The organism is Kitasatospora sp. NBC_01246 (assembly GCF_036226505.1).
Lineage (GTDB): Bacteria > Actinomycetota > Actinomycetes > Streptomycetales > Streptomycetaceae > Kitasatospora.
Genome location: NZ_CP108484.1, coordinates 3,419,195 through 3,434,068, shown reverse-complemented (window position 1 = coordinate 3,434,068; position 14,874 = coordinate 3,419,195). Strand labels below are relative to the sequence as shown.

10 protein-coding genes are annotated in these 14,874 nt (G+C 71.8%); all 10 read left to right on the top strand.

Features of this window, described 5'->3' with window-relative positions; translation table 11 throughout:
* The first annotated feature begins 113 nt into the window (after positions 1 to 113).
* The 10 genes from pruA to OG618_RS14885 all read left to right on the top strand — a co-directional run bounded on the left by pruA (position 114) and on the right by OG618_RS14885 (position 14,859).
* The gene (pruA, locus tag OG618_RS14930) at positions 114 to 1,739 is read left to right on the top strand and encodes an L-glutamate gamma-semialdehyde dehydrogenase (protein WP_329492118.1); all 1,626 of its coding nucleotides are present in this window, start codon (positions 114 to 116) and stop codon (positions 1,737 to 1,739) included.
* 283 nt (positions 1,740 to 2,022) lie between these two features.
* Entirely contained in the window at positions 2,023 to 6,972 is a 4,950-nt protein-coding gene (locus OG618_RS14925; protein WP_329487895.1) for an NAD-glutamate dehydrogenase, read from the top strand.
* A gap of 454 nt (positions 6,973 to 7,426) precedes the next feature.
* Entirely contained in the window at positions 7,427 to 8,782 is a 1,356-nt protein-coding gene (locus OG618_RS14920) for an ATP-binding protein (RefSeq protein ID WP_329487894.1), read from the top strand.
* Positions 8,779 to 9,180, top strand: a complete 402-nt coding sequence (locus OG618_RS14915) for a roadblock/LC7 domain-containing protein (protein WP_329487893.1) — start codon at positions 8,779 to 8,781, stop codon at positions 9,178 to 9,180. The genes OG618_RS14920 and OG618_RS14915 overlap by 4 nt, the downstream gene beginning before the upstream one ends.
* Positions 9,177 to 9,551, top strand: coding sequence for a DUF742 domain-containing protein (locus OG618_RS14910; protein ID WP_329487892.1), 375 nt, complete (start codon positions 9,177 to 9,179; stop codon positions 9,549 to 9,551). Before OG618_RS14915 ends, OG618_RS14910 begins: the two co-directional genes overlap by 4 nt.
* A complete protein-coding gene (locus OG618_RS14905) occupies positions 9,526 to 10,116 on the top strand; it encodes a GTP-binding protein (RefSeq protein ID WP_329487891.1) in 591 nt (196 codons plus the stop codon). Before OG618_RS14910 ends, OG618_RS14905 begins: the two co-directional genes overlap by 26 nt.
* Positions 10,117 to 10,191: 75 nt before the next feature.
* Positions 10,192 to 11,586, top strand: coding sequence for a cytochrome P450 (locus tag OG618_RS14900; RefSeq protein ID WP_329487890.1), 1,395 nt, complete (start codon positions 10,192 to 10,194; stop codon positions 11,584 to 11,586).
* A gap of 298 nt (positions 11,587 to 11,884) precedes the next feature.
* Positions 11,885 to 13,018 carry a cytochrome P450 gene (locus OG618_RS14895; RefSeq protein WP_329492117.1) on the top strand — a complete coding sequence of 378 codons (1,134 nt, stop codon included), beginning with the start codon at positions 11,885 to 11,887 and terminating at the stop codon, positions 13,016 to 13,018.
* The gene (locus OG618_RS14890) at positions 13,015 to 13,929 is read left to right on the top strand and encodes an enoyl-CoA hydratase/isomerase family protein (protein ID WP_329487889.1); all 915 of its coding nucleotides are present in this window, start codon (positions 13,015 to 13,017) and stop codon (positions 13,927 to 13,929) included. Before OG618_RS14895 ends, OG618_RS14890 begins: the two co-directional genes overlap by 4 nt.
* 117 nt (positions 13,930 to 14,046) lie before the next feature.
* Positions 14,047 to 14,859 carry a hypothetical protein gene (locus OG618_RS14885; protein ID WP_329487888.1) on the top strand — a complete coding sequence of 271 codons (813 nt, stop codon included), beginning with the start codon at positions 14,047 to 14,049 and terminating at the stop codon, positions 14,857 to 14,859.
* Positions 14,860 to 14,874 lie beyond the last annotated feature (15 nt).

Below are 14,874 nucleotides of genomic sequence, written 5' to 3'. Positions count from 1 at the left end.
CGTGGCGCGAACCACGTCCACCGGTGGCGTGTCCGAGCGGGCGAACCGGCCCTCCGCTCGTCAGTCTGGATTGACGCCAGGCCATCAGGACGACGAGCGGAGCCGCCATGCCCATCGACGCAGTCACCCAGGTCCCGACCCCGGGCAACGAGCCGGTGCACGGGTACGCGCCCGGCAGCCCGGAGCGGACCGGGCTGGTGCGCCGGCTGGACGAGCTGGCCGCCGAGCAGATCCCGCTGCCGATGACCATCGCCGGCGAGCAGCGGTTCGGCGGCGGCGAGCGGATCGAGGTCGTCCAGCCGCACCACCACGCGGCGAAGCTGGGGGTGCTGGGCAACGCCACCCGGGAGGACGCCCGGGCCGCGGTGGACGCGGCGCTGGCGGCCGGGCGCGAGTGGCGCGGGCTGTCCTTCGACGACCGGGCGGCGGTCTTCCTGCGCGCCGCCGACCTGCTGGCCGGCCCCTGGCGGGAGACCCTCAACGCGGCCACCATGCTGGGCCAGTCCAAGACGGTCCAGCAGGCCGAGATCGACTCCGCGTGCGAGCTGATCGACTTCTGGCGGTTCAACGTGCGGTTCGCCCGCGAGATCCTGGCCGACCAGCCGATCTCCTCGCCCGGGGTGTGGAACCGCACCGACCACCGCCCGCTGGAGGGCTTCGTCTACGCGATCACCCCGTTCAACTTCACCGCCATCGCGGGCAACCTGCCGACCGCGCCGGCCCTGATGGGCAACACCGTGGTCTGGAAGCCGGCGCCCACCCAGACCCTGGCCGCGTACTACCTGATGCGCCTGCTGGAGGCCGCCGGCCTGCCGCCCGGGGTGATCAACATGGTGACCGGCGACGGGCAGCAGCTCTCCCAGGTGGCACTCACCGACCCCGCCCTCGCCGGGCTGCACTTCACCGGCTCCACCGCCACCTTCCAGTCGCTCTGGCAGACCGTCGGCGCCAACATCGGCGGCTACCGGACGTACCCGCGGATCGTCGGCGAGACCGGCGGCAAGGACTTCCTGCTCGCCCACCGCTCGGCCGACCCGGCGATCGTGCGGACCGCGCTGATCCGCGGCGCCTTCGAGTACCAGGGCCAGAAGTGCTCGGCGCTCTCCCGGGCCTACCTGCCGCGCAGCCTCTGGCAGACGATCAAGGACGAGTTCCTGGCCGAGGTGGACGCGCTGGCCGTCGGCGACGTCACCGACCTGTCCAACTTCATGGGCGCGCTGATCGACCGGCGCGCCTTCGAGAAGAACCGCGACGCGATCGACCGGGCCAAGGCCGACCCGACGGTGGAGCTGGCGGCCGGCGGGCAGTACGACGACGCGATCGGCTGGTTCGTCCGCCCGACCGTGCTGGTCTCCTCCGACCACCGGGGCGAGATCTTCCGCACCGAGTACTTCGGTCCGATCCTGGCCGTCCACGTCTACGAGGACTCCCGCTGGGAAGACGTCCTCCGACGGGTGGACTCGGGCGCGCCGTACGGCCTCACCGGTGCGGTGATCGCGCAAGACCGCTACGCCATCGCACAGGCGGTGGAGGAGCTGCGCTTCGCGGCGGGCAACTTCTACATCAACGACAAGCCGACCGGCGCGGTCGTCGGCCAGCAGCCGTTCGGCGGCGGCCGGGCCTCCGGCACCAACGACAAGGCCGGCGCCGCCCAGAACCTGCTGCGCTGGACCTCGGCGCGGTCGATCAAGGAGACCTTCGTCCCGCCGACCACGTATGTTCACCCGCATATGGGCTGATGGCGAACACAGCGGGTCGGATTGGACATGGTGTCCAGGACGGCGGGATCTTCCTGCAGGATTGCGCCTCCCTGTCCCCTGACACCTTCGAATCGGCCCGTTAGGCTGGCTGGCGTCGTCGGGTGGCTGCAGGCCGAACGTCTCGTCCTACCCGCTGCGGAGGTGTTTCATGCGCGCCATGGAGACCTTTCAGCCGGTTGGTGCGGCAGGATTGCGGTGGACCCGGCGGTGAGACCACACACCACCGAGTCACGCAACGGCGCGCGACAGGAGCCAAGAAGTCATGCAGACCAAGCTGGACGCAGCCAAGGCCGAACTGCTCACGAAGGCAGCAGCAGCCGCTGAGAACAGCCAGGTGGGGGGAGCGGCGCCGGGGGAGGGTCTGAGCAACGGCGCTCTGACCGCGTACCTGCACCACTACTACCTCCACACCGCGCCTGAGGACCTGGTCGACCGCGACCCGGTCGACGTGTACGGCGCGGCCGCCTCCCACTACCGCCTCGGCCTCAAGCGCCCGCAGGGCACCGCCGAGGTCCGCGTGCACACCCCGTCGGTGGAGGAGAACGGCTGGTCCTGCGGCCACACCGTGGTCGAGGTCGTCACGGACGACATGCCCTTCCTGGTCGACTCGGTCACCAACGAGCTGTCCCGCCAGGACCGGGCGATCCACATCGTGATCCACCCCCAGCTGGTGGTCCGCCGTGACATCACCGGCAAGCTGCTGGAGATCCTGGACATCGACGCCTGCGCCCGCAGCCAGGCCGCCGGCGCCGAGTGGCCCGCCGACGCCGTCGTCGAGTCCTGGATGCACATCGAGGTCGACCGCGAGACCGACCGCGAGGACCTCCGCGCGATCGAGGCCGACCTGCGCCGGGTCCTGGGCGACGTCCGCGAGGTCGTCGAGGACTGGACGAAGATGCGCGAGTCCGCGCTGCGGCTCGCCGACGAGCTCGCCGAGGAGCCCCCGGCCCACCTGCCCGAGCAGGAGGTCGGCGAGGCCTGGGAGCTGATGCGCTGGCTGGCCGACGACCACTTCACCTTCCTCGGCTACCGCGAGTACGACCTGGTGGAGCACGAGGGCGAGGAGGTCCTGAAGGCCGTCGCCGGCACCGGCCTCGGCATCCTGCGCTCCGACCCGCTCAGCCACGACGACGACCACCACCCGGTCAGCGAGGCCTTCGGCCGGCTCTCCGCGCCGGTGCGCGCCAAGGCCCACGAGAAGAAGCTGCTCGTCCTCACCAAGGCCAACAGCCGCTCCACCGTGCACCGCCCGGCCTACCTCGACTACGTCGGCGTGAAGAAGTTCGACGCCAACGGCGAGGTCGTCGGCGAGCGCCGCTTCCTCGGCCTGTTCTCGGCCGCCGCCTACACCGAGTCGGTCAGCCGCATCCCGGTGGTCCGCCGCAAGGTCCAGGACGTCGTCCTCAGCTCCGGCTTCTCCACCGAGAGCCACGACGGCCGCGACCTGGTGCAGATCCTGGAGACCTTCCCCCGGGACGAGATCTTCCAGACCCCGGCCGAGGAACTGCTCCAGATCGCCACCAGCGTGCTCTACCTCCAGGAGCGCCGCCGGCTGCGGCTCTTCCTGCGCCAGGACGAGTACGGGCGCTACTTCTCCGCGCTGGTGTACCTGCCGCGCGACCGCTACACCACCCGCATCCGGCTGCGCCTGATGGACATCCTGATGCAGGAGCTCAACGGCGCCTCGATCGACTACACGGTCTGGTCGACGGAGTCCGTGCTGACCCGACTGCACTTCGTCGTCCGGGTCACCCCCGGCAGCGAGCTGCCGCACCTGACCGACGCCGAGATCGAGCGGATCGAGGGCAAGCTCGCCGAGGCCGCCCGGTTCTGGATGGACGGCTTCAACGACCAGCTGCACCTGGAGCTGGGCGAGGAGCGGGCCGCCGAGCTGTCCCGCAAGTACGCCAACGCCTTCCCCGACGGCTACCGCGCCGACTTCACCGCGCGCACCGCCGTCGCCGACCTCAAGCAGATCGAGTCGCTGCACGGCGAGGGCGACTTCCGCCTCAACCTGTACCAGCCGGTCGGCGCGGGCGACGACGAGCGCCGCTTCAAGATCTACCGGGTCGGCGGCCCGATCTCGCTGACCGAGGTCCTGCCGGTCCTGCAGCGCCTGGGCGTCGAGGTGCTCGACGAGCACCCCTACGCGCTGACCCGCTCGGACCAGACCACCGCCTGGGTCTACGACTTCGGCCTGCGGCTGCGCGAGGCCGTCGAGCTGACCGACGAGGCGCGCGACCGCTTCCAGGAGACCTTCGCCGCCACCTGGACCGGCAAGGCCGAGAACGACGGCTTCAACGAGCTGGTGCTGACCGCCGGGCTGACCTGGCGCCAGGCGATGATGCTGCGCGCGTACGCCAAGTACCTGCGCCAGGCGGGCTCGACGTTCTCCCAGGACTACATGGAGGACGCGCTCCGCAACAACACCCACAGCACCCGGCTGCTGGTCAACCTCTTCGAGGCCCGGCTGAGCCCCAGCCACCAGCTGGGCGCGGCCGAGCTGACCGACGCCATCCTGGAGGAGCTGTCCGGCGCGCTGGACGAGGTCGCCTCGCTGGACGAGGACCGCATCCTGCGCTCCTTCCTGCACCTCATCAAGGCCACCCTGCGCACCAACTTCTTCCAGCACACCGGAGAAGCGGGCGCCTGGCACTCCTACGTGTCGATGAAGTTCGACCCGAAGGCCATCCCGGACCTGCCGGCCCCGCGCCCCGCGTTCGAGATCTGGGTGTACTCGCCGCAGGTCGAGGGCGTGCACCTGCGCTTCGGCAAGGTCGCCCGCGGCGGTCTGCGCTGGTCCGACCGGCGTGAGGACTTCCGCACCGAGATCCTGGGCCTGGTCAAGGCGCAGATGGTGAAGAACACCGTCATCGTGCCGGTCGGCGCCAAGGGCGGCTTCGTCGCCAAGCAGCTGCCGGACCCGTCGGTGGACCGGGACGCCTGGCTGGCCGAGGGCATCTCCTCCTACAAGACCTTCATCTCGGCGCTGCTGGACATCACCGACAACCTCAAGGGCGGCGAGGTCGTCCACCCGGCGGACGTGGTCCGCCACGACGAGGACGACACCTACCTGGTCGTCGCCGCGGACAAGGGCACCGCGACCTTCTCCGACATCGCCAACGGCGTCGCCGAGTCGTACGGCTTCTGGCTGGGCGACGCGTTCGCCTCCGGCGGTTCGGCCGGCTACGACCACAAGGGCATGGGCATCACCGCCCGCGGCGCCTGGGAGTCGGTCAAGCGCAACTTCCGCGAGCTCGGCCACGACACCCAGTCCGAGGACTTCACCGTCGTCGGCATCGGCGACATGTCCGGTGACGTCTTCGGCAACGGCATGCTGCTCAGCGAGCACATCCGCCTGGTCGCCGCCTTCGACCACCGGCACATCTTCCTCGACCCCAACCCGGACGCGGCCGTCTCGTACGCCGAGCGCCGCCGCCTCTTCGAGCTGCCGCGCAGCTCCTGGGACGACTACGACAAGTCGCTGATCTCGACCGGCGGCGGGGTCTTCCCGCGCAGCGCCAAGTCGATCCAGCTGACCTCGCAGGTGCGGGCCGCGCTCGGCGTCGAGGAGAGCCGGCTCACCCCGGCCGAGCTGATGAAGCGGATCCTCCAGGCGCCGGTCGACCTGTTCTGGAACGGCGGCATCGGCACCTACGTCAAGGCCTCCACCGAGACCAACGCCGAGGTCGGCGACAAGGCCAACGACGCCATCCGGGTCAACGGCGAGCAACTGCGGGTCCGGGTCGTCGGCGAGGGCGGCAACCTCGGCTGCACCCAGCTCGGCCGGATCGAGTACGCGGCGTCCGGCGGCCCGCAGGGCGCCGGCGGCTGGATCAACACCGACGCCATCGACAACTCGGCCGGGGTGGACACCTCGGACCACGAGGTCAACATCAAGATCCTGCTCAACCAGGTCGTCGGGGACGGCGACATGACGGTCAAGCAGCGCAACCAGCTGCTCGCCGAGATGACCGACGAGGTCGGCCACCTGGTGCTGCGCAACAACTACGCGCAGAACGTGGTGCTGGCCAACGCCGTCGCCCAGGCGACCAGCATGGTCAACGTCCACTCCCGGATGATCAACCGCCTGGAGCGCGACGGCCGGCTCGACCGCGGGCTGGAGTTCCTGCCCACCGAGCGGCAGATCCGCGAGCGTCAGCAGAACGGCCGCGGCCTCTCGCAGCCCGAGCTGTCGGTGCTGCTCGCCTACACCAAGATCACCCTGGCCGACGAGCTGCTCGCCACCGAGCTGCCCGACGACCCGTTCTTCCGCACCGCGCTGCACGAGTACTTCCCCAGCGCGCTGCGGGCCCGGTTCGCCGAGGCGATCGACAACCACGCGCTGCGCCGCGAGATCATCACCACGCTGATCGTCAACGACACGATCAACCGCGGTGGCTGCACCTTCGCCTTCCGGCTGAAGGAGGAGACCGGCGCCACGTACGAGGAGATCGCCCGGACGCACACCGCCGCGCGGGCCGTCTTCAGCCTGGAGCAGATCTGGTCCGAGATCGAGGCCCTGGACAACCGGGTCCCGGCCGGCGCCCAGACCAGGATGCGGCTGCACTCGCGCCGGCTCGTCGAGCGCGCCACCCGGTGGATGCTCAACAACCGCCGCCAGCCGCTCGACATCGCCGGCACCATCGAGTTCTTCCACGACCGGGTCAACCAGGTCTGGGGCTCGCTGCCCAAGCCGCTGCGCGGCGAGGACCTGGCCTGGTTCGAGTCGGTCTACGGCGAGCTCGCCGCGGCCGGCGTGCCGGAGGAGCTGGCCACCCGGATCGCGGGTCTGTCCTCGACCTTCCCGACCCTGGACATCACCGAGGTCGCGGACCGGTCCGGCAAGGACGTCGCCGAGGTCGCCGAGCTGTACTACGACCTGGCCGACCGCCTGCAGATCACCCACCTGCTCGACCGCATCATCGAGCTGCCGCGGACCGACCGCTGGTCGTCGATGGCCCGCGCGGCGATCCGCGAGGACCTCTTCGCGGCCCACGCGGCGCTGACCGCCGACATCCTGGCCTGCGGCCCCGAGGGCGCGACCCCCGAGGAGCGGTACACCGCCTGGGCGGAGCTCAACTCCACCCTGCTGAACCGCGCCAAGAGCACGCTCGACGACATAAGGGGTTCGGACAACTACGAGCTGTCCAGCCTCTCCGTCGCGATGCGCGTCATCCGCACCCTGCTCCGCACGGGTTCGATGCGCTGACGACCGGGAGCCGGACGGCCCGGACGGCGGGGCCGCGTCTTCGGACGCGGCCCCGCCGTCGTCGTTCTCCGGGTCGGCGGCCGGGGCTGCGGCCGGGTCGGCGGGAGGGCGTCGGGGCGGAGCGTGTCAGGGCGGTCACTCCGGGTGCGAATCCGTTTGTGGCCCGGATGTGAGGTGCGGGTGAACGCGGGGTCACAATGTCCGGTACGTCGGCCCCGAAGTGTCGTCAGGTGGCGGAGTTCCTCCCCAACTGCCCTGATTGGCAACTGTTCTGACATGCCAAGAGTTGCAGTAAGCTAACTCCGCGATAGGCGTTGCCGCAGGTCCGTGCCGGAAGAGCTCCACCGACGTGCTGGAACAACAGGTGTCTTTCGGCGGGGAGCAGGCCGCCAGTCCCACCCGCGCAGGGCGGTCCGGACCAGTTCCTGACGCGATGCCACCTGAAGAGAGTTTCATGACGTCATTTGTGCAGGAACCCTTTTTCTGGGTCTCCATCGTGGTGATGCTCGTAGTAGTCGGGGTCTCCCTCCAAGCCCGCAGGACGAACCTCTCCCTGCGCAGGCGAAACGTTTCCCTTGAGGAGACGGCCGCCCAGGCGCAGCGGCAGCGCGACGAACTCGGCGCGCTGAACTCGCGCCTGCAGAGCCAGCACGCGGCCGTGCTGGCGGAGGTCCGCCGGGACGCCGAGGAGGACACCAAGGCCGTCCTCAAGGCGGCGATGCGGACCCTGCAGGGTCTGGCCGACGAGCAGCAGGTCGTCATCGACAAGGTCCAGCGCAAGTACGGCGACAGCCCGCAGATCCTCGCCGACCTGATGCTGATCGACCACACCAACAGCCAGTTCGGCCGGCGCGCCCAGGGCATCGCGGTGCTCTGCGGCGGCTGGCTGGGCCGCCGGGAGACCGTCGCCTCGATCTACGACGTGGCCCGCAGCGCCCAGGGCCGGATCCGGCACTTCGACCGGGTGCAGATCCACTCCCGGGTCAGCGTCTCGCTGGTCAGCAAGGTCGTCGAGCCGGTCGCCGTCGTGCTGGCCGAGCTGCTGGCCAACGCCACCAACTACTCCGCGCCGGACACCCCGGTGGAGATCAGCGTCCAGGCCGTCCCGACCGGGGTCTGCCTGATCATCGACGACGCCGGCCTCGGCATGGGGCAGGAGGAGAAGGACCGCGCCGCCGCGCTCCTGAACCCCGGTGCGCCGATCAGCCTCACCGGCCTCGGCAACCCCCCGAAGTTCGGCTTCGCCGTCTCCGGCATGCTGGCCGCCCGCTACGGCTTCCGGGTCTCGGTCGACTCGGTCTCCCCGTACGGCGGGGTGCGGGCCGTGGTGCTGCTTCCCGCCGAACTGCTCAGCAGCGAGGTCGCGCCCCCGGCGGCCGCCGGCCACGGCGACTACAGCGGTGCCTACCAGGGCGCCCAGCAGAACGCGTACCAGGGCGAGTACGACGGCGCCCAGCAGAGCACGTACCCGAGCACGTACCAGGGTGAGTACCAGGGGGAGCCGGTGGAGCAGCCCGTACCGGCCCGGGCGCAGCGGCTCGCGTCGCTGCCCGAGCCCGTTCCGGCCGCCCTCGCCCAGGTCGCCCCGGCCGCGGCGCAGGCGGTCCCGGAGATGACGGCGGACGGACGGCTGCCCAGGCGCCGCCGCCAGCGCACTGTCTCGGTGGTCCCGCACCCGCAGGACTCCGGCCGCGTCGACGAGCCGGTGCCGAGCACCGGCCAGGAGACGGCGTCCCGCCTCGGCGCGTTCCAGCGCGGGACGCTGTCCGGGCGCAACACCATGACCACGGAAGGAACCGAGATCCAGTGAGCCCTGATCTGACCTGGGTGCTCAACGACGTGCTGCAGGTGCGCGGTGCCCGGCACGCCATTCTCGTCTCCGCCGACGGCCTCCTGCTCGAACGGTCCAGCGAGATCGGCCGCGACGAGGCGGAGACCAACGCCGCCGCGATGAGTTCGATGCAGTCGCTGAGCCGCGCGGTGGCCCCGTTCGTCGGCGGCAACGGCGGGACGTGGCGCCAGACGCTCCTGGAGTACGACCACGGCTGGATCTTCCTGATCGCGGCCGGCAGCGGCGCCTACCTCGCGGCCTCCACCGCCTCCGACGTGGACATGGAAGCGATGTCCTTCCGGATGCAGCAGCAGGTGGGCGCGCTCGGACGGGCCATGACAGCGGCGCCGCGCCAGAGCACACACAGCGGCTCATGACGGTTCCCGGCGAGGAGCAGCGGGTTGCCAGCGGATTCATCCGCTCCTATGTCATCACTGGCGGCCGTGAGCTGCCGAGTGCGGACGACCTGTCCCTGATCACCCTGGTCACCGTCGCTCCCGAGCAGGGCCTCCCGGCCCGGCCGAGCCCGGAGACCACGGCGATCTGGGAACTGTGCTCCGGCGGCTACCTCTCGGTGGCCGAGGTCGCGGCCCACCTGGTGCTCCCGGTGGGGGTGGTCCGGCTGCTGCTGACGGACCTGATCCGCGAGGGGCGGCTGCTGCGCCGGGCGGCCCCGCCACCGGCCCAGGCCCCGGATCCGAGACTTCTAGAGAAGGTACTGCATGGACTTCAACGCCGGTTCGCCTGAGGACATCTACGTCCCGGGCGGGGTGACGACCGCCGTCAAGATCCTGGTCGTGGGCCACTTCGCGGTCGGCAAGACCACGCTCATCGGCGCCCTGTCGGAGATCGCCCCGCTGAGCACCGAGGAGAAGATGACGCAGGCGTCCACCGGCGTCGACGACCTCCGGGGCGCACCGGACAAGAAGACCACGACCGTGGCCCTGGACTTCGGCCGGCTGACGCTCGGCGACGACCTGGTGCTGTACCTGTTCGGCACGCCGGGCCAGCAGCGCTTCATGCAGCTCTGGGAGGACATGGCGCGGGGGGCGCTGGGAGCGCTGCTGCTGACCGACCCGACCCGGCTCACGGACACCTTCCCCGTCATCGACCTGATCGAGCAGTACGGCCTGGAGTACGCCGTGGCGGTCAACAGCTTCGACCGGCAGAGCGACTACACCGAGGACGAGCTGCGCGAGGCGCTCGACCTGCTGCCGCACACGCCGGTGGTGTTCTGCGACGCCCGCGACCAGCGGTCGTCGGCCGACGCGCTGCTGACCCTCGTCCGGCACCTGCTCGAACGCGCCTCCTGACCCTTCCCCGTCACCGCCCCCCGTCACCGCCTCCCGGGGCCGCACCCGCCCGGGGCCATTTCCGAGGAACGACCCATGGAATCTCCGCAGCGCTCCGCCCCGCAGTCGCCGCCCCCGGGCTGCCCGATGCACGGCGGCCCGACCCCGCTGTACGGGGAGATGTTCTCGTCCGACCCCGAGGCGGTCTACGACGCGCTGCGCGCGCACGGCCCCGTCGCGCCCGTGGAGTTGTCGCCCGGTGTGGACGCCACGCTGGTGACCTCGCACGAGGTCGCCCTGCGGGTGCTGCAGAACCCGGGGCTGTTCGCCCGGGACTCCCGGCGGTGGTCGGCGCTGAAGGAGGGGCGGGTGCCGATGGACAGCCCCGTCCTGCCGATGATGTTCTACCGGCCCAACTGCCTGTTCACGGACGGCACCGAGCACCTCCGGCTGCGCAAGGCCGTCACCGAGAGCCTGGAGCGGCTCAACGACAACCGGCTCAACCGGCACGTCGAGCGGATCGCCGGCTACCTGATCGACCAGTTCAGCCCGCTGGGCCGGGCCGACCTGATCAACGACTACGCCAAGCTGCTGCCGCTGCTGCTGTTCAACCAGCTCTTCGGCTGCCCGGCCGACATCGGCGACCGGCTGACCCGCAGCATGTCCGCGCTCTTCGACGGGCTGGACGTGCTCCAGGCCAACGAGGAGCTGAACGCCTGCCTGATGGACCTGGTCGCGCTGAAGCGCCGCCAGCCCGGCGACGACATCACCTCGTGGCTCGTCCAGCACCCGGCCGGGCTGCGCGACGAGGAGCTCAAGGACCAGCTGGTCATGCTGATGGGCGCCGGGGTCGAGCCCGAGCGCAACCTGATAGGCAACGCGCTGCTCCTGCTGCTGTCCGGTGACGCCGGCTCCGGGATGCGCATCGAGGACGCCCTCGACGACGTGCTGTGGAACAACCCGCCGATCGCCAACTACGCGACGCACTTCCCGATGCAGGACGTCGAGGTGGGCGGGGTCCGGATGCCCGCGGACAGCCCGGTGGTGATCAGCTTCGCCGCCGCCAACACCGACCCGGCGCTGACCGACGCCCGACTGACCCTCAGCAAGGGCGCCCACCTCGCCTGGGGCGCCGGCCCGCACGCCTGCCCGGCCAAGTCGCCGGCCCAGCTGATCGCGCTGACCGCGATCGAGTGCCTGCTCAACGCGCTCCCGGACGTCACGCTCGCGGTGCCCGCGCAGAGCGTGGGCTGGCGGCCGGGCCCGTTCCAGCGCGGACTGGTCTCGCTGCCGGTGCGGTTCAGCCCGGCGCCCGTCCGCCCCCCGGTGGCGGGCACGGGAGCCGGCCTCGGTGGCCCGCCCGCCGGCCAGGCCGCCACCAACGGGACGCCGCACCCGCCGGCCGCCACCGCCGCGGCGCCCGCCGCGGGCCGGGCCCCGGCCAAGCAGAAGGGGTGGTGGAGCTCCTTCCTGGACGTCTTCCGGCTCTGACCGGGACGGCGCGGGGGACCGGACGACCGCTCAGCGGTGCACGTGGTCCGGTGACTTCGCGCATGTGACGGGGGCAACTCCGTTCGACGCTTGAGCGTGCTCCCGGTGGGTAGGTCGCCGCCGTACTGCCCGCCAGCGCAAGGAGCCCCGTGTGACCGCCATGATGGAAGCCCGCCCCGGGACGCCGGAGTGCCGTGCTGGAACCGTCGACCGCCGCGCCGCCGTGCCGTTGCTACGGCGGCTGCGGTCGGCGGAGGGGCTGGCCGATCCGTTCCCGATCTACGACGAGCTGCGGGCCATGGGCGATCTCGTGCCGGCGCCGTGGGGCGGGTACCTGGTCACCGGTTACGACGCGTGCGACCAGGTCCTGCGCGGCAGGAACTGGCTCGTCCCCGACCTGGCCTGGCAGGGGCGGCAGACCGAGACCGAGCGCTGGCAGGCCGTCGCCACCCAGGAGATGAGCCGGACCCTCCACCGGCTCAACGCCCCCGTCCACACCCGGCAGCGGCAGGGCCTCGGGAACCTCTTCGGCCGCCACACCCTCCAGGCTCTGGCGCCGGAGATCGAGGCCGACGTCACCGAGCTGCTCGACCGGCTGGCCGAGCGAATACGCGTGGACGGCGAGGCGGACCTGGCCTCATTGGTCGGCGACCGGCTCCCGATCAACACCATCGGGCGCTGGCTGGACCTTCCGCCGGAGGACTACGCGCACATCCTGGAGATCACCCACAACCAGGTGCACGCCCAGGAACTCCTGCCCACCAAGAGCCAGTTGGCGATCTCCGAAGCGGCCACCCTGCACCTGCGCCGGTACTTCACCGACCTCGTCCAGGAGCGTCGTGCCCATCCGGGCGACGACGTGGTGTCCGGCTGGATCCGCACCTGGGACGCGCTGGAGTCGGACCGCGAGGCCACCGACCGGACCGTCTACGAGCTCACCATGTTCGTCACCATCGCGTCGCTGGAGGCCACGGCGGCGTCGCTCTCCCTGATGGTGTGGTCGCTGCTCCGGTCCCCGGGCACCTGGGACTGGCTGCGGGCCCGGCCGGAGCACATCGACGACGCGGTCGAGGAGGCGCTGCGCTACGACCCGCCGGTCCGCCTCAACAGCCGGGTGGCGGGGGAGGACACGGAGCTGGCCGGGGTGTCCATTCCCAAGGACACCATGGTCCACGTGATGTACGGCGCGGCCAACCGCGACCCGCGCCGCAATCCGGCTCCGCACACCTTCGACGTCCTCCGCAAGGGCTCCCACATCGCCTTCGGCGGGGGCGCCCACTACTGCCTCGGCGCGGCCCTGGCCCGGCTGGAGGCGCGCACCCTGCTGGGGCAGCTGCTGCGGCGCTTCCCGACCCTGCGGGTGGTGGGCCAGCCCGAGTTCGCACCCCGGATGGTCTTCCACCGGGTGATGTCCTTGAGAGTGGCGGCATGAACGTTTCCTCCGAGGCGATCCCGTACCCTCCGTACCCCCTCCAGCCGCCGGCGCCGCCCGGGCGGGCCCCCGCGGGCGAGGCGGCCCATGACCGCGCCGCGTACGAGGCGGGCGATCCGGAGCCCGCCGGTTCCCACGCCCCGGCGCCCCGCGCCGTCCACGCCGAGCGCCGGGGCGCGGTGCTGTACGTCGAGCTGGACAGCCCCGAGACCGGCAACGCCGTCACCGAGGCCGTGCTGCGCGACCTCCTCGCCGTGCTGGCCGCGCCGGACCCGGCCGTCCGCGCCGTGGTGCTGTCCGGCGCCGGTCCGGACTTCTGCCTCGGCGGCGACCGGGACGAGTTCGCCGACTCGCTCGGCGCGGACCCCACGGGTGGCGGCATCCGCACCGCCGGCACCCTGGCCCGCCAGGTCTGCGCGGCCCTCACCGACAGCCCGGCCGTCACCATCGCGCGGGTCCAGGGCCGGGCGATCGGCGCCGGCTTCGCGCTGGCCCTCGCCTGTGACCTGCGGGTCGGCGCCGACACGGCCGCCTTCCGGCTGCCCGAACTCGCCCTCGGCCTGCCCGTCGCGTGGGGCGGCCTGCTGCCCCGACTGCTGCACGAGGTGGGCGCGGCCCGGGCCCGCGAGATCATCCTCACCGGCCGCCCGGTCGGAGCCGCCGAGGCGTACGACCTCTCCATCCTCCAGCGGGTCGTCCCCGAGGAGGAGCTGGACGTGGCGGTGGCCGAGTGGGTCAGGCCCGTGACGCGCCGCCCCGAAGCCGCGCTGCGGGTCACCAAGACGCTGCTCAACTCCCACGCGGCGGCGACCAGGCTGGCCGACACCTCTGTCCTGGACGCGGAGTTGATGGCCGCCGTCCTCGCCGGCGCCCACTACGCCCGCGGGACCGGCGCTCCGCCGTCCTCCTGAGCCACCGCGCCTCCTGTGCCGCTCGACGCGGTGGGTCCGTGTCCGGGGCACGGGCCCACCGGCCGCGACGCCGATCCGGCTTCGGTACGGTGGCCCGCGACAAGGGGGAAGATCATCATGACGACGACGCGCATCAGGCGCACCGTGGGGACCGCGCTGACCGTGGCGCTGCTCGTCACGGGGGCGGCGGCCTGCGACTCCGACGGGAAGACCGCGGCCGCCCCGGCGGCGACCAGCGCGAGCCCGGCCCCGGAGCCGTTCGGCGCCGCCGGCTACCGGGGGCTCAAGCCCGGCATGGCGAAGGACGCGGCGCTGGCCGTCGGCGCCCTGGAGGCGGCCCCGGTGTCGCTGCTCAACGGCTGCACCGACTTCGTCTACAAGGGCGGCCCGGCGCCGGACGCGGCCAGGATGGCGGCCGAGGCGGCCCTCCAGGCCAAGATCGACGAGCTGGACGCCAAGGCGCAGGCCGGGCGGAGCACCCCCGGCGCGGTGCCGCCCCTACCGTCCAATCCCACGCTGCAGGACCTCAAGGCGCACTCCGCGCTGCTGCTGGCCGAGACCGAGCGGATGAAGGCCAACCAGGGGACGCTCGAACAGCTGGCCAAGGCCACCGACGAGCTGAAGGCCGCGCGGGCGACCCGCGACGCCGCGTTCCTGGCCACCGGCCGGGCCGGGTTCGGCCTGGACGGTCTGCGCGAGCTGGTGGCCCCGGCGGGCGCCCGGACCGCCGAGGGCATCGGGGCCGGTTCGACGGTCGAGGCGCTCAGGCAGGCCTACGGCGACAAGGGGCTGGAGCTGGCCAAGAGCGGCAAGTACGAGATGCCGGTCGAGGGCGGCCGGGGCACGCAGGGCTGGAAGTACGAGTTCACCCTGGACGGCGACAAGGTCGGCGGCCTGGCCGTGGCGAACCGCGGCATGTACTGCTCGTGAGCACCCGCGCGCCGG

Excerpts from the sequence above, each read along its gene's own strand:
- OG618_RS14925 (WP_329487895.1), top strand. The coding sequence starts at position 2,023 with ATGCAGACCAAGCTGGACGCAGCCAAGGCCGAACTGCTCACGAAGGCA.
- OG618_RS14920 (WP_329487894.1), top strand. The coding sequence starts at position 7,427 with ATGACGTCATTTGTGCAGGAACCCTTTTTCTGGGTCTCCATCGTGGTG.
- OG618_RS14910 (WP_329487892.1), top strand. The coding sequence starts at position 9,177 with ATGACGGTTCCCGGCGAGGAGCAGCGGGTTGCCAGCGGATTCATCCGC.
- OG618_RS14905 (WP_329487891.1), top strand. The coding sequence starts at position 9,526 with ATGGACTTCAACGCCGGTTCGCCTGAGGACATCTACGTCCCGGGCGGG.
- OG618_RS14900 (WP_329487890.1), top strand. The coding sequence starts at position 10,192 with ATGGAATCTCCGCAGCGCTCCGCCCCGCAGTCGCCGCCCCCGGGCTGC.
- OG618_RS14895 (WP_329492117.1), top strand. The coding sequence starts at position 11,885 with ATGGGCGATCTCGTGCCGGCGCCGTGGGGCGGGTACCTGGTCACCGGT.
- OG618_RS14890 (WP_329487889.1), top strand. The coding sequence starts at position 13,015 with ATGAACGTTTCCTCCGAGGCGATCCCGTACCCTCCGTACCCCCTCCAG.
- OG618_RS14885 (WP_329487888.1), top strand. The coding sequence starts at position 14,047 with ATGACGACGACGCGCATCAGGCGCACCGTGGGGACCGCGCTGACCGTG.